The sequence below is a fragment of the Candidatus Omnitrophota bacterium genome, from assembly GCA_021735655.1.
Taxonomy (GTDB): Bacteria; Omnitrophota; Gorgyraeia; order Duberdicusellales; family 4484-171; genus JAHKAJ01.
Genome location: JAIPGM010000014.1, coordinates 1 through 17,036, shown reverse-complemented (window position 1 = coordinate 17,036; position 17,036 = coordinate 1). Strand labels below are relative to the sequence as shown.

The following is a 17,036-nucleotide window of genomic DNA, read 5'->3' as shown; positions in this document are numbered from 1 at the left end:
CCTTTACGGGGTCAATTAAGCCCCAGAAAAACAATACAACCTATAACCTATCTACTCTGTGACTATCTATTTATTCTACTGATAATCCAGAGTTTTCACCAACTATCATTGAACAATTATCGTATCATCTCCTTTAATAAGTTCCTTGATCTCTTTTTCAATCGCTGAAAAATTCCTACTCTTAAGCCAGGCTTTTTTAAAAATACTAGCCCCAAAAGCAACAGCTGAGGCACCACTGGAGAAAAACTCTCCGATATTCTTTGAGTTAACTCCTCCACAAGCAAGAAGTTCGATATTTTTAAAAGGACCTTTTATCTCTTTAAAGTAACCGGGGCCAAAAACTTTAGCCGGAAAAACCTTAACCATAGTTGCACCGCAAACCCAAGCTTTATTTATTTCACCAGGAGTCAGCGCTCCCGGAAATACCGGAATTGACTTCTTACAGCAATCATTAACAAGATCCTCAACCAGGGTCGGCGAAACTATAAAGGTTGCTCCTGAATCCTGAGCTGTCTTTGAATCCTGCTTGCTCAAAACAGTACCAGCCCCAATCATCAAACGACCCTTAGCTGCAGCCTGAGCTGCCTTAATCAAACTGGCAGCATTCGGAGTATTCATGGTAATTTCAATTGTCTTAAGGCCGGAAGAAACTACCGCTTCAATGAGCTCATCAACTATCTCCAACTCAATATCACGCAATATTCCAATTATCGGAAGCTGTTTGAATTGTGCTAAATCCATACTCTAAGTTAGATGCTGCAGCTATTCTAAATCGGTATCAGCAAGACTTTCGTAAAACTCTCGGTAGTTCTCTTTCTTAGTGCTGTTACGCAAAGCCATCGCAGCTCGCGGATGTTCATTCATCATCCCTGATATAGCATAAGGAACAATATAGCCCCATTCAATTTTTTTTCGCAGTGGCACAAACTCTTTAGATATTAAATCTAAAATCGGTCGAAGATCATATTTAGGATTTTTTAGAAATCCAATTAATAACTCTAGCGGACAATTCCCGGCAGCTCGACCGATTCCATAAACTGTAGCATCCAAATAATTAGCATTATGAATAATTGATTCAATCGTATTAGAAAAGGCTAGTTGCTGGTTATTGTGACCATGAAACCCCACCTCTTTAGTTTTAAGAATTTCTTTAAACTTCTTAACCAAGGCCTCAACCTGTTCCTGATACAAAAATCCAAAACTATCGACGATATAAACAACATTAACTTTACTTTCCTTCTCAATCTGTTCGATCGCCTCATCTAGCTCAATTCCGGCATCCCGGGAAATAGCCATAATATTTATCGTTGTCTCATAGCCTTTATCAGCAAAATGATTAGTCATATGTATCGCCTTGTCGATATCTTTTACATATGAAGCCACTCTGATCATATCTACCGGGCTCTCTGACTTTGGCTTAACGTCATCTAGCTCGACTCTGCCGATATCGACCATCACTGAGACTTTTGTCTTACTCTCTACTCCTTCAATTACTTTACGAATTTCATCATCATCACAAAACTTCCAAAGTCCGTACTCCTTGGAAGAAAAAAGTTTCTTAGAATTTTTATACCCCATTTCTACATAGTCAACACCCGAAGCTGCTATGGCCTTATAAACTTCGCGCACAAAACGATGGTCAAAATCATGGTTGTTAATAAGCCCTCCATCACGAATGGTGCAGTCTAAAACTTTGATCTGTTCTCTGTACATCTTTTTAACCCTCCTAACAATACTAACTTGAAATTGATTAAATTTCTGTTTCTTTAACTAGCTTTCGATAATATTCAATACATTCCTTACAGGTAGGATCCTTATGCTGCCAATTGGAATGATCTTTGCGAATTAATTCGATTAAGTACTCCTCAGCCTTAACATGTTCAAGCGAATGCTCTTCATGAATCATTCTTTTACATATTTTACACTCATATTTTTTACCCTTTAAATGATCAAGGGGAACTTTATTTTTTTCACCAATCGGCTTATCAGCACACTTACTACAAACTCCGTTTTCTTCAGTTGAAGGCTTAACTTTACACAAAACCCTCGCTAGTTTACTTAAAAAACCACTCAAAGGAACTTTACAGACCTTACATCTCAACATAAAAACCCTCCTTAATCTTCCAGCTTCTGCAACTCAACAACTAAATCGGCAAAGGCCGGCTTCTGATTAATATCATGAATATCGATATAACGAATTATTCCTTGTTTGTCGATAATAAACAAAGATCTTTCAGCTGTACCATCAGAACGTAAAACTCCATACTTTTCAGCAACTGCTCCATGTGGCCAAAAATCTGAAAGTGCCTCAAACCAAATGCCTCCCATATCGTTTATCCAAGCATAAAGACTAGGAATATTATCGGCGCTTATCCCCAATAAAACTGCATCATGATCTCTAAACACCGACTCGAATTGATTGTATTCCGGCCACTGAACCGAGCAAACCGGAGTCCAGGCCGCCGGAACAAAACTAATCACTACATACTTAGTGCCTAAATAATCATGCAAGCTAACTTCTCCTCCACCAACCGCCAAAAGAGTAAAATCCGGAGCTTGATCTCCTACCTTAAGCTCTGACTTACTATCTATAGCCTTTGACTGGCAAACCGGATAAATATTGCTCTCGGTAACTTGAGCCATCAAACTATCGGGAAATAAAACCATGGCCGAAATAATTAAAATTATAGATAACTTCATCTGTCCCCCCTGATTTAAACTAAATCATACTATTTCTATTGGAACTAGTCAACGTCTTCTAGATGGACTCTAAAATAGCGCTCATTACTTTAGGCCGATTAAGAGTAAAGAAATGTATGTACTTTACTCCCTGACTTTTTAGATCCCGGCACTGCTTAATCGTAAAATCAATTCCTACTTTCTCCATCTCTTTTGGTTTATCTTTAAACTGTTCCATTTTTTCTTCAATCTGCCTCGGGATTGTAGTTCGGCAGATAGATGCAAACTCTTTAACTTTAGCAATATTAGTTAAAGGCAGGATGCCCGGTAAAACCGGAGCATTAATCGCTCTTTTTTTCATCCGATCTAAAAAAGAATAATAATAAGAATTATCAAAAAACATTTGAGTGACCGCAAAATCTGCTCCCGAATCTATCTTCTGCTTTGTGTAGTCTAAATCTTGTTCAACTGACTCAGTTTCAATATGTCCCTCAGGGTAAACGGCAACCCCTATACAAAGATCGCTACGTTCCTTTATAAATTTAACCAAATCTATCGCATAACGAAAATCTCCAACCTTAGCTCCAATTTCCTCTTTTGGTGGATCACCCCGCAAAGCCATGATATTCTCAAGACCCTTTAGTTGATAAGCCTTAAGCAGCTCCTCAGCCTGACTCTTTGAAGCCGAAATGCCAGTTAAATGCGGCATAACCGCTAGGCCACCTTCTGAAAGAAGTATGTCGACTGCTTTTTGAGTCTTAGTTTGATCAGTGCCGCCGGCACCATGGGTCATTGAAACGTAAAGCGGCTGATAGTCTTTTAGAATCCTAACTGTTTCAATCAATCTCTCTTCACTCTTCTGAGTGCTAGGCGGAAAAAATTCAAAAGCCACGCCTGACTCCCTAGTTTTAAGAATATCTACAATTTTCATTTGACTCCTAAACTTAACTAATTATTCAACAAAACTCTTTATAAATCTTAGCGAAATTAACTCCGGCAATTATTTTAGACTTATACTTACGCGGCAGAGATTTCTTAGCTGTTGTAAAATCTTGGCTCTGAATGCCATTAGCCAAAGATAAATAGGCCTCCAGAAAGGCAGCCAACTCATCAACTGCCTTAATAAGCTCTCCATCGCGGGAAGCAGTGTTAGTAAACTCTTCTTCGGTAAAATTCCTCATCTGAGAATGCCAATCGGTAGGAATTAACTTATATATTTTTCTTTCCATTTCCTGGCGCTCATACTCTTTAATTAAGTCATCCAAACCTTCAACCGATCTTTTTACCGGATTAATTACATCCCGAGTTAAAACCTCAGGTAAATCATGAAACAGCCCGGTTAAATAATTGTTCAAGCAACGCTCAGAATCGGCACCGGAATTTTCAGACATAAGATAGGCAATCATAGCGACAATCAGCATATGGCCCAATACCGAGGTCTTAGGAACTCTCGGAAGATGACTCCAGCGAATCTGAAAACGAAGCTGGCCGCAAATATTCACAAAACTCTTAAGACCGGGTGAATTTAACAAATCCTGCATACTTTCTAAATCGTGATAACGTTCCTGTTTGGTACGGATATCTTCCCTGATCTCTTCAATCAAATAACCTTGAGGATTGGCCCGTTCAATTATATCAAACTCCCATTTAGTTGCATAAAAGTGAGCAGCACTTATAATCCTTCGGTTCACATTCCGCTTAGGATCTAGAAGATAGGAATTAAAGCGCTGGCAAAATCCTTCACCAAGCGGCCGAATAACCTTTTCTATTTTTTCATAAACCCATTCATTAAGACGCCGGTATTTATCCTGATCTTCCTTTATCCGATGAAATAAGGGTGGCTTTAAATCAGTAAGAACTATTCGCTGTAAATATTCAAATATTCCGGCTTCGATAATCTCGATCCAGTTAAAACCGGCCGTCTTGTACTTCTCCTGACACTTGCCTAAGCAATAGGCAATGATCATCTTATGCGCTTGCTTATCGAGCTCAGTAAGCTCCACCGCCTTAATCTGATCATTCCAGCGCTGCATGCTGGCTGCTTCATAAACTTTTAATAATAATGGTTTGGTAATCATGATAATTTTTTACCTGCTCAAAGGGGCTTGAATTCGAAGGAAAACTAAAAAAATGAATAATATCAAGACTAAATATTTAGATACTCCATAAACTGACCACCAAAAAAAATTAGCGCTTTTAAGAACCTTAAAATCAGTAAGGTAAATTGTTTCACAAGCGCCATCACCTTCATCGGTTCGCGAGATACTTGAGTCACGAGAAAAATGGCTTCCTTGACGATGATAGGATGCCAAGTATCCTTTGAGATAAATCTGATCACCAACATGCACCTTGCGTAAAGCCTGGTTGATTTCAGCTTTATCCGACAAAAGGTGATTATTGGATAAAGCCGCCATATTAAACTGTGCCCAATCTTGATCAGCTGTTTTATGATTTACTGACACATAGCAAGTCCAATTACCATTTCTAAAACGCATTCTTCGATAGGTTTCATTCTCAAGGTTATCGCCCCAAATAACACAAACATCTTTTAGATTTAATGAATCACCCCATTTTTTATGATAATAATCCCACCAAGCGGTTGAGTCGTGTTGAGAAACAACCAAACCATTAAGTTTATAGTGGTGACTCGGATTTATATCGTAAATTGAACCCTCAGCTTTTGCTTCAAAAGAAGGAGTGTAGGTCTCACGCTGAATCGGCTCTTGATACAAATCAGGATGTATTGCTTTCTTTTTGGGAAGTACGCCTTTTTGAACAAAAGAAGCAATAAGTAAACCTAGGCTTATATACAGGCCGATCCGAACAATAATATCAATTTTTCTTTCAGGCTTTATCTTAATTACAAACATCTAATGATTATAGCAAAAAATGGCCTATTTAAACAGCTTTTTGAGGTCCTTTATCTCTTGATCATTTTTCGCTATTTGGCACTTCAGTTCTTTCAAGCGTTGGCTATATTCAGAAGCTACCTCTTTACGATGATAGCTGCGGGGATTAGAAACAACCCGCCACTTCACATTATATTCCAGCTCTAAGTCTTCTTTTTCTTTCCTAAGGGCTTTTATCTTCTTGGAAATTTTCTCGTTTTCTTTTTTTTGTTTCTTTTCCTTATCTTTTTCTGACATTTCTTTTACTGGGGACGATTTCGATTTTATTTTTTTACGTTTAAGCTCAACAACATCTTTATGCCTGGCAGTTTGCCAATAGTAATCAAAGCTGCCGGGAAATTTCCTTACTCGCCCCTTATTGATTTCAAAAACCATATTGGCTACCGAGCGAACAAAATGGATATCATGACTTATAAAAACAAGTGTTCCGTCGTATTCTTTTAAAGCTCTGATTAATGCCTCAACTGCATCAACATCAAGATGAGTTGTCGGCTCATCCAAAAGCAAAAAGTTAGGAGGGTTAATTAAAAGTTTTGCTAAAATCAAACGACTCTTCTCTCCTCCGGAAAGAATGCTAACCTTCTTCTCAACATCGTCTCCGGTAAATAAAAAAGCGGCCAAAACCGTTCTAATCTCATCATTAGTCAGCCTGCCTCCGGAAGCTGAATAGGCTTCTTCAAAAACAGTATTATCGGGAGTTAGAACATCAAGACGGGTTTGTGAAAAATAACCAATATCAATATTGGTGCCAAGAATCCGCGATCCGGAATCAATATCAATAACTCCGGCCAAAATCTTTAAGAGGGTCGATTTGCCGGCTCCATTATGGCCGATAAAAACTGACTTTTCTCCTCGAGTTAGTTCAAAATCAAAATCTTGATACACCGAGATATCACCGTAAGCTTTAGAAATACTTTTAAGCTCTATCGCCCGGTAGCCACTGCGTGTGGCCTTTGGAAAATTAAACTTGCGGATACTTTCCTTGCGATCTAACGGTACGTTAATGATATCCATCTTCTCTAACATCCGTTTCTTAGATCTAACCTGGGAAGCCTTATTCGGCTGAGCATGAAACCGATTAATAAAAACTTTCAATTGTTTACACTTTTTATCCTGCTCCTTAAACTGCTTAAGCAGGCGCTCTCGCTGCTCATTACACATCTTTTCATAATCATCATAATTTCCCTTGATCTTAGTGATTGCTCCGTTTTCTAAAACTAAAGTGTCGCTGGTTACCTCGGTAAGAAAATCCCGATCGTGAGAAATCATCACAAAAGTTCCCTTAAATTTTAATAAATAATCTTTAAACCAAATAGCTGCTTCTAAATCTAGAAAGTTGGTAGGTTCATCCAAAAGTAAAATATCATAAGGATACAGCAACAGCTTAGCCAATAAAACTCGCATCTTAAAACCACCGCTCATTTCATTAACCGGCCGATTAAAATCTGAATTCGCAAAGCCTAAGCCGCTTAATATTTTTTTAGCTCGATGCTCTAAATCAAAATAACCAAAAAACTCTAAATCGTGGAGTACTGCCCCGTAGCGAGCTCCGGCAGCTTTGTTCTCTTTCTCTAAAGCATCCTTTTCTTTTTTGAGCTTCTTAATCGACTCATCACCAGCAGTTAGCTCTGACAAAACTGTAGCTTCTGAATTAAAGGTTACCTCTTGAGCAAGATAACCAATACGAACACCTTTATTTATCTGAATAGTTCCCGAAGAGCTTTCGTTTTGCTTAAGAATAATATTGAAAAGTGTAGATTTGCCAGCTCCGTTGGGACCAACCAAGCCGATTCGTTCACCGCGATCAATGGTTAAGGAAAAATTCTCAAAAAGAATCCTCGAACCGTAACTTTTGGAAAGGTTATTTAAAAAAATCATATAGTGATATTGCTTTTCTTAACTGTCGTATGGCCAGCCAGCTTTAAAGTAATATCATCTATAATAGCATAAATACAAGGCAAGACAACCAAAGTTAGAACGGTTGCACAAACTATACCCCAAACAATAGTCAAAGCCATTGGCTTTAAAAATGGGTCTCCGCCCCAAATACCATAGGCTGTCGGGGTCAAACCAAGAGCAGTAGTAATCGTAGTAAGTAAAACCGGCCGCAAGCGTAACTGACCGGCTTGAATTAATGAATGTCTTCGATCGACCCCTTTTCTTCTTAAATTATTAACAAACTCAACCAAAACTATAGAATCATTAACTACTATTCCAGTTAAACCTACTGCACCCATAAACATAAAAAAACCGATCGGTAAACCATGGAAGAAAAAAGCCCAGATGACTCCGATAAAACCAAAAGGAATCGCCATCATAACGATTAACGGCTGAACCAATGAATTAAAGTTAGCGGCTAAAATTAAAAAAATTAAAAACAAGGCCAGAATAAAAGCATTAGCGAAATCTTTCATTGAACGGACATTTTCCCTTTGCTCTCCGCCAAACTGTATACTATATCCGGGAAAATTAATTGAAACATCCTTAAATTTATCCTTAATCAGCTTATTAGCTTCATTAGAAGTAATGTTCTGGTTATCAACGTTAGCTTTGACCGATATCACTCTTTTTCCGTCGAGATGCTGAACCCTGGCTACCGATACACCATCCTCAAATCTAGCTATCTTAGCTAAAGGGATTAAATTACCAAACTTATTAGGAACTAATATTTTTTCAAAGGATTCTCGCTTAGTACGATAGTCATCGGGAAATCTCACTAAAACATCAATCTCTTCTTCAGCCTTAACCGGCTTAATTGAAGTAGCCACCCCGCCGCGAAAAGCATTGCGAATACTTGAAGCCACTTCACCGACCGACAAATAGGTCCGGGCAGCTTTTTCTTCATCAACAATAACCCGAATTTCTCCTCTGCCAACCTCATAATCAGATACTATATCGGAAATACCGGGAATGGTTTTTAAAAATTCATTTATCTGATTAGCGATTTTGTTTAAAACTTCAAAGCTCTCGCCGCGAATTTCAACCGCAACCGGTGCACCGACCGGAGGTCCAGCCTGAGGTTTCTCAAAGTAAACCCGATCAAACCCCTCAACATCACCAATTTTAGTTCGTAGGTCTTCGATGATCTGACTAACCTTTCTTTTGCGCTGCTTATAAGGCGTTAAGTGAACTGTCACCTGAACTACATGGCTACCGCTCTTACCATAAGGATCAAAATGCCAACTATCACCGATTGAACCAACTTGAGTAGTGTAGGCTTCGACCTGATTTTTAGGCATCTTAGCGACTTCTTCCTCTATCGGTTTAATTAACTTATCAGTGGAATAAAGATTAGTTCCGACTGGGGCTTCGGCCCGGACAGTAAACTCTTCTATTCCTTCTTCAGAAGCAAAAAGAATTTTTGGCATGTGCATAACTAAACCAACAGTTAAAATTAAAACTAAAAATAATCCTCCCAATACCCACCAACGCCGATTTAAAGCCTTAGTCACTAATCGAGTATAGACAACGACCAATTTCTTAAACCAAGGGAGTTCTTTACGCGATTTAAAATTTTTATCCCGACGAATAAAATCGGCAAAATGCGAAGGCAAAATAACTAAGGCTTCAAATAAAGAAGCACAAAGAGCAATAATAACTACCAGAGGTATCCCCCAGATAAACTTCCCCATCATCCCCCCCATAAAAAGAAGCGGACTAAAAGCAGCAATGGTCGTAATTATTGTAGTAGTAACTGGTTTTATTACTTCCTGGGTTCCTAAAATAGCCGCCTGATAAGGTGAATGGCCCTCTTCTAGATAGCGTGAACAATTCTCAGAAACAATAATGCCATCATCAACTAACATACCCAAAACCACAATCAAACCAAACATGGTAACTAGGTTTATACTCAAACCAACAAAGCTCATTACCGCCAAAGTTGCACAAAAAGCAATCGGAAGTCCAATAGCAGTTATCAAAGCAATCCGAAATTGCAAAAATATCATCAAAACAAAACAAACTAAAACAATACCGACTATTCCGTTATTTTTAAGCGTACCTAGCCGACGTTTAATATAAAAAGATATGTCATTAATGTAAGAAGTTTCCAAACGAGAATCATTTGTCTGAGTTAAAAATTTTTCAGTCTTAAGCTTGACTTTTTCAACTATTTCAATCGCGTCACCGCTAGCCCGCTTGATTACAGTAAGGTCTATCGACCGAGTACCAAAACTTTTATTAATTGTGTTTTCATCCTCAAAAGAAAACTTTACTTCAGCCACATCTTTTACTCTTAGCCAATTCCCAGTCTCATTAGCCCGGATAACCACATCTTCAATTTCTTCTTTAGTATAAAATTCACCGGTTGTCCGAATGCTGAACTCTTGAACTCCTCTGATTTTTCCTCCGGGAATACTTCGGTTTTTCCTAGCCAGAGCTTCCATTACCTCTTCAAGGCTTAAATGAAAAGAGCTTAGCTTTTGTGGATCAACCTCAACCCAGACTTCTCGATCTCGATAACCAATCCGAGAAATCTTTGAAACACCAGGAATATCTTCTAGGATATCTTCTAGATTTTCAGCATACTCTTGAAGCTCTTTCTCAGGCATATCACCACTTAAGGCTACCTGAACTACCGGAAACTCTCCAGAAGTAACCTCACTTACTACTGGGTCATCCTCTACTCCGGCCGGTAAATCTCTTACTCGATCAACCGCCTTTTGAATATCGGTAATAACCTTGCGCTTGTTTTTTACATCTTGGCTTATCTCGATTGAAATGTTTGAAGAGTTCTCTAGGGAGGTAGACTTCATCTTCTCTATTCCGTCTACTCCCTTTAACTCCTTTTCAATCGGTATGGTAACTAGCTTTTCTACCTCCTCGGGGGCTGCCCCCGGATAAACCGTACTAACAATGACAATGTCATAAGAAACTTCAGGAAAAGCCTCTCTTCTAATCTTAAACACAAAAACCGACAAAAACCCAGCGACTAAGATAAAAACTGAAATAAGGTTTACTAAAAGTGAACGCTTTACTGAAAATTCAACAATACTCATCGCTTTGCTCTCCTAAAGTGGCTCCTGCCAATACTTATCTAGTAAAATGTTCTGTTTTAAATCCAGCTCGATCAAACTAGTACGATAATTAAATAAATACTCCGCTAAAGATAAACGTGCTTTTAATAAGTCTTCCTCGTAACGAATAAGCGTATCTGAATCAGAGCGCCCCAAACTTAAACGCTCAATTTGACTCTTAAGTTTGCGCTGATGAATTTTAACCGTCTGCTTAAATAGTTTGACTTGATTCTGCATCGTATTTACCTGATTAACCTTATCGTTGATTTCCTGTAACAATAGACGTTCAATTCGCTTAAACTTGAGTAAAAACCGAGATTTTTCTAAGTCGGCCTTGCGAACTTGAGAACGAGCCGCTCTTTTTTCAAGCGGTACCTCAAAACTTACTTTAAAAAAAACATCTTCGCCGCCATCGCTAAAAATATCCCCCCAAGCCTGACTGCGTCCGGTATCAATATTATTGCGAGTAAAAGTAGCCTCAAAATCTATTTGCGGCCAAAGGGCATTCTTTTTAACCACCAAATCAATCTTGTTTTTCTCTAACTCATTTTTAATCCGCTTATAGTCACGACGCGAATCAACTGCCCGATTCAAAGCTTGATATAAATCTGTCTCAAAAACCTCGATATCTAGACTATCCCGAGGAATAAGATTTTGCTGAAAATCACCACGGTTAATTAAAAATAATAAATCATTCTTTGCCGTTTCCCGAGCTAATTGAGCTACATTAATGCTACTTTGACGGGCCTTAAGTAAAGCCTCAATTGCTAAAAATTCACTCTCCTCGACCAAGCCTAGCTCTTTCTTTTCCTTGTAAATTTCATAAAGTTTTTCTGCTTCCGACAGCATATCTTTAGCGATTAAAAGCTCTTCTTCGCGAAGTGCTAAATTCCAATAGGAACGCTGAACAGCATAGAGAAACTGTTCAATATCATCCAAAGACACAAACTCAGAATTTTCAATATCGATTTTAGTAATTTTAATCTTAGCCCGATCAGCTAAGCCAAAGAAATTCCTACCTAACTCCTGAGTTACTGAAAATTCAAGCCCAGCTTCAGTATAAGGATTTAAGGTAGTAAAAGAACTATTAGTTTTAGTCTTGGTGTTGATTGCATCTAGAGCAAGCGTGGTTCCGGTAGGTAGTTTTTTCTCAAGACCCAATGAAAAAATAGTCTCTCGAGTATCGGTTCCGGCCAAAGAACTGGCCGTTTCTTTTCGATTTCGATTATAGCTAGCTTCAGCGCTAAAAATAGTATCAAATATTGATTCAGCCTCATCTTTAGAGGTTCTACTAATATAGGTATCAAACTTAGCAATCTGAATATCCAAAGAATTTTCCAAAGCAATCTCGGTTACCTCTTCTAAAGACAATTCCAAAGGCAATAGGTCTTCAGTGAAACCTTTAAAAGTTAAAAAAAATCCTGCCACTAGAATTAAAAATAAACTAATGTTTTTACTTTTACTTAGCTTTTTCATTTAAATTACTCTTTACCTTGCGAATAATTCTAATATAAATTTCCCTTTCTTCATCGGTAATACCGCCAAACATCTCCTCAATAATTTTTCTCCGGGCTAACTTAGTTTCATCAGTAGTTTTTTTCCCTTCACTGGTGAGCTCAACAAATATTACCCGGCGGTCTTCTTGATCATAAACCCGCTCAACTAACTTCATTTTGACCAAACGATTCACCAAGCCAGTTGCCGCTGGAAGACTAATATTTAAAGCTTTGGCAATATCTTTCATCTTTAGAACGCCATGATTACTGAGCAACTCGAGACTCAAATACTGGGGCATGGTTACTTTTCCCTGAATTAATGCATCGGAACGCTCTCTTAGCAATATTCGGGCCATTCGCTGGATATAAGATATACTTTCGGTAAGCTCTTGAGAAAATTGTTTTATTTGACTTTCTTTAGGCATAATTAACCTCCTAAAATATTAATAATGTGAACTATTAATCAACCAAAGTATAGCCTATTTATCTTGGTTTGTCAAGCTCAGCAGTAAGTTTCTAGGAAAAACTAACAAAATGGCGGGTTAAGAACGACTACGTCGATCAAGGATATCTATCTCCTCCTTAGTAAGGCTAGCCATTCCTTTCTTGGATATCTTATCAAGAATCTCATCAACCCGTTCATCAAAGGTTTTAGGCTTATTGGGTTTAGTAGACTTTGTCGGTTTTGCCGATGGCTTATTAAACCATGATTTGATCTTCTCAAAGTCTAAAGATAGAAGGCGATGGCGTAAAGTTTCGTTTTTTAAGTAAAGGTAACCAAAAAGACCACCGCCTAAATGAGCTATGTAAGCAATGCCACTGCCAGAAGCTGAAATTGCCCCCAAAAGATTTATTCCGGCTAAGACAAAAACAGCATGTTTCATCTTCATCGGAACAAAGAAAAAAAACAAAATCATATTATCAGGATAAAGCATGGCGTAAGCAACCAATATTCCAAATATTGCACCCGAGGCTCCGATTATCGGTGAATTAAAGGAAAAAATAACACTGCATAAAGCTGCGCCGATACCAGTAAAAAAATAATAAATTAAAAATCGCTTCTGGCCCCAAGCTGCCTCGATTGCTGGTCCAAAAAACCAAAGCATCAGCATATTCATCACCAAATGCCACAAATCAAGATGCACAAACATATAGGTAACTAGCTGCCAAATCATTAACTTTGAAAAGACCAATCTCGGAACCATAGCTAACAGCCCGATCGGAAACTCTTGCCAAATAGAGCTAAGCAGAAAAACTGAAACATTGGCAATAATTAAATTTTTTACAGTTTTAGACATTTTTAACTACTCTCCGAATACTTCTGCACTAAAAATATAGATTTCGCACTCACCCCTCTTCCAAGAATCAACTGAGATGCCAGCCTTATCCCTACAAAGACTATTCATAAATTCTTCCTTACCCCATCCGGTCTCTTTAGCTACTTGTGGTAGATAAACTCCACTTTTATACCCCTGCTTCACTAAAACTCCATGCTTGCCAACTATGATTTCGTCAGAATTAACTATTTTTTTAAACGGCGACAAAACTGATATCTCTATTCTTATGTCGGCCAGCTCTCCTTCACTCACCGGAGAAAATCTCGAATCTTGGGTACTTGCGGCAATAGCCATATCCCTTATCTCTAAATAAAGAGGCTTAGTTGCAACTATACTACCAATGCAACCCCTTAGCCTACCTCCTTGGTGCAAAGTAACAAAAGCGCCGCGCACATCTTTTAGCAAAGAGTCTTCCGTCTTGGGCTCTAAGGGTTCTTTTGTCCTTAGATAGTGTTGAATAGTATCTCTAACTAAAGAAAGAAGATAACTTCTCTGACTAGGATTAAGTAAATCTTTCATCTTAGTTGATCTCTGCAAGACTAAAACCTACTCAAAATAAACAGTCTCACCCGGCTTCACCTCAGTGCGGTTAACATGTTTAACAAAAAGATTAATCTTATCTTTCTCAACAGCCTTAGGAATTTGCTTACCTTCTTTTTCAATCTTTACCAAAGTAAATCTTTTTCCTTTATAGGTTCTACCGACTGATCCTTCCCTAATCTCACCTGACTGGACCCAGCCATTGATTACCAAACCTACTCCTCCAACATCATAACAACGAGCTACAAAAATCTCTGCACCCATAATTAATTATTTCCACCTCTCTTAAGCCCCAATATCAATATTTTTTGAATAAGCTTATCGTAAGTTAATCCACCCTTTTCTGCTGACTGGGCCAATTCATCATCAGGGTCTAAAGAAGGGTTAGCATTAACTTCAAGAATATATATTTTTGAATCGTTTGTTAAACGAATGTCAAAACGGGCGTAACACTCCAAATTTAAAGCTCTAAAGGCACGCTTGCAAACTTCATTTATCTTCTCGGTTGAGCCATTAGGTAGCCTTCCGGCAAACATATTTTTAATTTCCCACTTTTTTCGATATTTATAATCCCACTTTGCCTTATAGGTAGCGATCCGCGGCTCATCTTCACCGAGGCTACCAAACTTCATCTCACGCATAGGTAAAATCTTAATTCGCTTATCACCAATTGCACTAACATAAAGCTCCCGACCTTCGATGTATTCTTCAACTATGGCGTCATTCTTCATACTATCATGAATAAACTTAACTCTCTCAATCATCGCCTCCTCATTGTCGACGATTGAAGCTTGAGAAATCCCTCGAGAAGCTTCTTCACTGAGCGGTTTAACAATTAATGGTAAACGAAGTCTCTTAGGAAGCCAGATCCGCCGGTGACGATAGAAAGTATAAAACTGGGGAACTTTAATTCTATGAAAACTAAGTATCTTTTTACATAAAGCTTTATCGCCGCAAATAGCCAAAGTAGTTAAAGATGCCCCGGTATAAGGAATATCTAGCATCTCAAGAACTCCGGCAACATTCTTATCTAGGTATGACTTTTGATTAAACACTTCAGCCATATTGAAAATTATGTCCGGTTTGATTTCGGCAATCTCTTCAAGAAGTATATTAATATTATTATAAAGACCTAAGATCCTTACCTCGTGTCCCGCTTTAGTTAAAACTTCATAAGTGCTGCGCTCGGTATCCCAATCAACATCCTTAAATTCCTCTTTAAAGTCATAACCGCGCATTCTCGAAACTGGACTATCAAAAAGCAAAAGAACCCTTAGTTTTTTCATCTTTCCTTACTAAAGCCTCCAGTATAAAGATAGTTCATCACCAAAGTCGTAATATAGGTAGAAATTTTAAGTACCGCCAGCGATTCCTGATCAACAACCACCAATTTAAGTTCCCTAGATCGCTGAATCAAAGTATCAATAAGGTCTCCAATAATATATTTTCTTTCTCCGGTCCAACGAGCTACATTATTCAATATTTCTTTGCGGTACTTTTTTAAAATTGCTGCCGCCGAAGACAAAGGTTTGCTTTCCGGTTCCGGTAAGGTAAATATTCGTCTTAAGTTAGAATCGTGAAAATCAGGAAAATCCTCTGCGTAGGAACGACGTTTTTTCTTATAAAAACTCTTCAAAGTCGTGCGCATGCGTCTAGCTTCCCAATAACGACTACCCTTTTCCACCAATGGCTCTTTATCTTTTACTTCATTAATAATCTTATCGACATAATGAAGTTTACTTATCACCCGCCAACCCTTATACTGTTGTTGCCAATTAAGCCCCGGCGTAAGCCAGACAGCAAAAGTTTCCGAAAAATCCTCATCAGGATGATATTGAGCATAATGATTTTCCAAATGCCGAACGAAATTCTTGCTATAAGGACGAAAACGATAAGTATCAGCGTACTCCTTGGAAAATTTTCCAAATATCTTTTGCCAGTTTTTCCGACGATAAAGCTTGTAGGCATAATTTAAAGCATGGCCAGTTTCATGACGAAGTAACTTCATACACCAGGCTTTTGTACCACCTTCGACATCAAGCATCATTTTCCTTTCTAGCTTAATAAGCGTCGGATGGGCTAAAAAAAAAGGTATTCCAATTATTGGCTCTTCATCAGGAGCAAGCCATTCATCGGCTAAGTAGCAAGGTGGTTTGAACTTGATTCCTTGAGAATCAAGTTCTCCATATAACTGCTGAATACAATCTTCTAACCAAGTGCCTTCTATTGAGAGGCCCAGGTCACGAATTTTAACCTTAAGTAATTCCTCTTCGCTTAGCTTTGATAAATCAATGACTTTACCGGACATTTATTTTTCTACTTTCACAGCCTTTATGCAGTCAAAATAATAGACGCCGATGCCAGGAAGCCGTGGCTCGAATTGAAAACTCATAATCGGAAAGTCTAATTTATCATTCTTCTTGGCAGTGTCCGGTTGCCAATCTTTACGAGGAAAGAAATTCTTGAAAGGACAAACTACACCTTTCCAACCCTCAAAATCATCATCAATAATAGTCCGCCACATTTCTCCACCACTATCCTTTAAGTCAAAAGCTAAAACGCCTCCCGAGTTCCGTCCGTATATCGCAACACTAATTGATTTATATCTCTTCCATTTGATATCTTTAGGTTTAACTTCCCAAAGAGCAGCCCCTTCAACGTCTAAGCCATAACCTCGAGCAACCCACATATACCCCGAAGGCCTTAAATCATAAGTCATTTTTAACGACTGCTCACCACAAACTTTTATATCCTTGGCTAAATCAACGCTTATAGACGAATTCTCACTTGCACCAAAATCAACAGTTTTTGGATTTATTTCACTCTCAAAACTGTCGATAACTACCTCTTGTGGACCTCGATCGCAAGCCAGACCTAAAAACAACAAAACCGCCAACCCGAAAAAATAAAAATGTTTCATAGAATCTCCTATGTTAATTGTCCAGTATATTCTACTCTCAAAATATCAAGCCATTTATCGCAAGCCCTACATTAGGCTGGAGATAAATGGTAAACTTTTTTATCAGATTGTAATTTAAAATTACTAAAATCTTCAAATAC

17 protein-coding genes are annotated in these 17,036 nt (G+C 38.3%); all 17 read right to left on the bottom strand.

Features of this window, described 5'->3' with window-relative positions; all coding sequences use genetic code 11:
• Positions 1-105 precede the first annotated feature (105 nt).
• Positions 106-741: a bifunctional 4-hydroxy-2-oxoglutarate aldolase/2-dehydro-3-deoxy-phosphogluconate aldolase gene (locus tag K9L86_08450; GenBank protein ID MCF7908882.1), complete on the bottom strand. Its 636-nt coding sequence runs from the start codon at positions 739-741 to the stop codon at positions 106-108.
• 21 nt (positions 742-762) lie between these two features.
• The gene (locus tag K9L86_08445; GenBank protein ID MCF7908881.1) at positions 763-1,713 is read right to left on the bottom strand and encodes an aldolase catalytic domain-containing protein; all 951 of its coding nucleotides are present in this window, start codon (positions 1,711-1,713) and stop codon (positions 763-765) included.
• Between the two features lie 37 nt (positions 1,714-1,750).
• Positions 1,751-2,104: a hypothetical protein gene (locus tag K9L86_08440; GenBank protein ID MCF7908880.1), complete on the bottom strand. Its 354-nt coding sequence runs from the start codon at positions 2,102-2,104 to the stop codon at positions 1,751-1,753.
• A gap of 11 nt (positions 2,105-2,115) precedes the next feature.
• Entirely contained in the window at positions 2,116-2,700 is a 585-nt protein-coding gene (locus K9L86_08435; protein ID MCF7908879.1) for a redoxin domain-containing protein, read from the bottom strand.
• A 58-nt stretch (positions 2,701-2,758) separates the two neighbouring features.
• On the bottom strand, positions 2,759-3,610 hold the full coding sequence (metF, locus tag K9L86_08430) for a methylenetetrahydrofolate reductase [NAD(P)H] (protein MCF7908878.1): 852 nt from the start codon (positions 3,608-3,610) through the stop codon (positions 2,759-2,761).
• A 25-nt stretch (positions 3,611-3,635) separates the two neighbouring features.
• On the bottom strand, positions 3,636-4,757 hold the full coding sequence (locus K9L86_08425; protein MCF7908877.1) for an HD domain-containing protein: 1,122 nt from the start codon (positions 4,755-4,757) through the stop codon (positions 3,636-3,638).
• 9 nt (positions 4,758-4,766) lie between these two features.
• Positions 4,767-5,549: a hypothetical protein gene (locus K9L86_08420; protein ID MCF7908876.1), complete on the bottom strand. Its 783-nt coding sequence runs from the start codon at positions 5,547-5,549 to the stop codon at positions 4,767-4,769.
• Between the two features lie 24 nt (positions 5,550-5,573).
• Positions 5,574-7,466, bottom strand: coding sequence for an ATP-binding cassette domain-containing protein (locus tag K9L86_08415; protein MCF7908875.1), 1,893 nt, complete (start codon positions 7,464-7,466; stop codon positions 5,574-5,576).
• Complete coding sequence (locus K9L86_08410; protein MCF7908874.1) at positions 7,463-10,585, bottom strand: efflux RND transporter permease subunit; 3,123 nt, start codon at positions 10,583-10,585, stop codon at positions 7,463-7,465. The genes K9L86_08415 and K9L86_08410 overlap by 4 nt, the downstream gene beginning before the upstream one ends.
• Positions 10,586-10,597: 12 nt before the next feature.
• Positions 10,598-12,079: a TolC family protein gene (locus tag K9L86_08405; GenBank protein MCF7908873.1), complete on the bottom strand. Its 1,482-nt coding sequence runs from the start codon at positions 12,077-12,079 to the stop codon at positions 10,598-10,600.
• Positions 12,063-12,524: a MarR family transcriptional regulator gene (locus K9L86_08400; protein MCF7908872.1), complete on the bottom strand. Its 462-nt coding sequence runs from the start codon at positions 12,522-12,524 to the stop codon at positions 12,063-12,065. Before K9L86_08400 ends, K9L86_08405 begins: the two co-directional genes overlap by 17 nt.
• Before the next feature lie 117 nt (positions 12,525-12,641).
• Positions 12,642-13,397 (bottom strand): rhomboid family intramembrane serine protease, encoded by a 756-nt coding sequence (locus K9L86_08395; GenBank protein ID MCF7908871.1) that lies wholly within the window; start codon positions 13,395-13,397, stop codon positions 12,642-12,644.
• Positions 13,398-13,403: 6 nt separating this feature from the next.
• The gene (gene amrA, locus K9L86_08390) at positions 13,404-13,955 is read right to left on the bottom strand and encodes an AmmeMemoRadiSam system protein A (protein ID MCF7908870.1); all 552 of its coding nucleotides are present in this window, start codon (positions 13,953-13,955) and stop codon (positions 13,404-13,406) included.
• A gap of 27 nt (positions 13,956-13,982) precedes the next feature.
• A complete protein-coding gene (locus K9L86_08385) occupies positions 13,983-14,240 on the bottom strand; it encodes a hypothetical protein (protein ID MCF7908869.1) in 258 nt (85 codons plus the stop codon).
• Between the two features lie 2 nt (positions 14,241-14,242).
• Positions 14,243-15,262 (bottom strand): ATP-grasp domain-containing protein, encoded by a 1,020-nt coding sequence (locus K9L86_08380; GenBank protein ID MCF7908868.1) that lies wholly within the window; start codon positions 15,260-15,262, stop codon positions 14,243-14,245.
• On the bottom strand, positions 15,259-16,284 hold the full coding sequence (locus K9L86_08375) for a hypothetical protein (protein MCF7908867.1): 1,026 nt from the start codon (positions 16,282-16,284) through the stop codon (positions 15,259-15,261). The genes K9L86_08380 and K9L86_08375 overlap by 4 nt, the downstream gene beginning before the upstream one ends.
• Positions 16,285-16,896 carry a hypothetical protein gene (locus K9L86_08370; protein MCF7908866.1) on the bottom strand — a complete coding sequence of 204 codons (612 nt, stop codon included), beginning with the start codon at positions 16,894-16,896 and terminating at the stop codon, positions 16,285-16,287. It lies immediately after the preceding gene.
• Positions 16,897-17,036 lie beyond the last annotated feature (140 nt).

Bases quoted from the DNA above. Each gene is read 5' to 3' on its own strand.
- K9L86_08450 (MCF7908882.1), bottom strand. From the start codon at position 741: ATGGATTTAGCACAATTCAAACAGCTTCCGATAATTGGAATATTGCGT.
- K9L86_08445 (MCF7908881.1), bottom strand. From the start codon at position 1,713: ATGTACAGAGAACAGATCAAAGTTTTAGACTGCACCATTCGTGATGGA.
- K9L86_08440 (MCF7908880.1), bottom strand. From the start codon at position 2,104: ATGTTGAGATGTAAGGTCTGTAAAGTTCCTTTGAGTGGTTTTTTAAGT.
- K9L86_08435 (MCF7908879.1), bottom strand. From the start codon at position 2,700: ATGAAGTTATCTATAATTTTAATTATTTCGGCCATGGTTTTATTTCCC.
- metF (MCF7908878.1), bottom strand. From the start codon at position 3,610: ATGAAAATTGTAGATATTCTTAAAACTAGGGAGTCAGGCGTGGCTTTT.
- K9L86_08425 (MCF7908877.1), bottom strand. From the start codon at position 4,757: ATGATTACCAAACCATTATTATTAAAAGTTTATGAAGCAGCCAGCATG.
- K9L86_08420 (MCF7908876.1), bottom strand. From the start codon at position 5,549: ATGTTTGTAATTAAGATAAAGCCTGAAAGAAAAATTGATATTATTGTT.
- K9L86_08415 (MCF7908875.1), bottom strand. From the start codon at position 7,466: ATGATTTTTTTAAATAACCTTTCCAAAAGTTACGGTTCGAGGATTCTT.
- K9L86_08410 (MCF7908874.1), bottom strand. From the start codon at position 10,585: ATGAGTATTGTTGAATTTTCAGTAAAGCGTTCACTTTTAGTAAACCTT.
- K9L86_08405 (MCF7908873.1), bottom strand. From the start codon at position 12,079: ATGAAAAAGCTAAGTAAAAGTAAAAACATTAGTTTATTTTTAATTCTA.
- K9L86_08400 (MCF7908872.1), bottom strand. From the start codon at position 12,524: ATGCCTAAAGAAAGTCAAATAAAACAATTTTCTCAAGAGCTTACCGAA.
- K9L86_08395 (MCF7908871.1), bottom strand. From the start codon at position 13,397: ATGTCTAAAACTGTAAAAAATTTAATTATTGCCAATGTTTCAGTTTTT.
- amrA (MCF7908870.1), bottom strand. From the start codon at position 13,955: ATGAAAGATTTACTTAATCCTAGTCAGAGAAGTTATCTTCTTTCTTTA.
- K9L86_08385 (MCF7908869.1), bottom strand. From the start codon at position 14,240: ATGGGTGCAGAGATTTTTGTAGCTCGTTGTTATGATGTTGGAGGAGTA.
- K9L86_08380 (MCF7908868.1), bottom strand. From the start codon at position 15,262: ATGAAAAAACTAAGGGTTCTTTTGCTTTTTGATAGTCCAGTTTCGAGA.
- K9L86_08375 (MCF7908867.1), bottom strand. From the start codon at position 16,284: ATGTCCGGTAAAGTCATTGATTTATCAAAGCTAAGCGAAGAGGAATTA.
- K9L86_08370 (MCF7908866.1), bottom strand. From the start codon at position 16,896: ATGAAACATTTTTATTTTTTCGGGTTGGCGGTTTTGTTGTTTTTAGGT.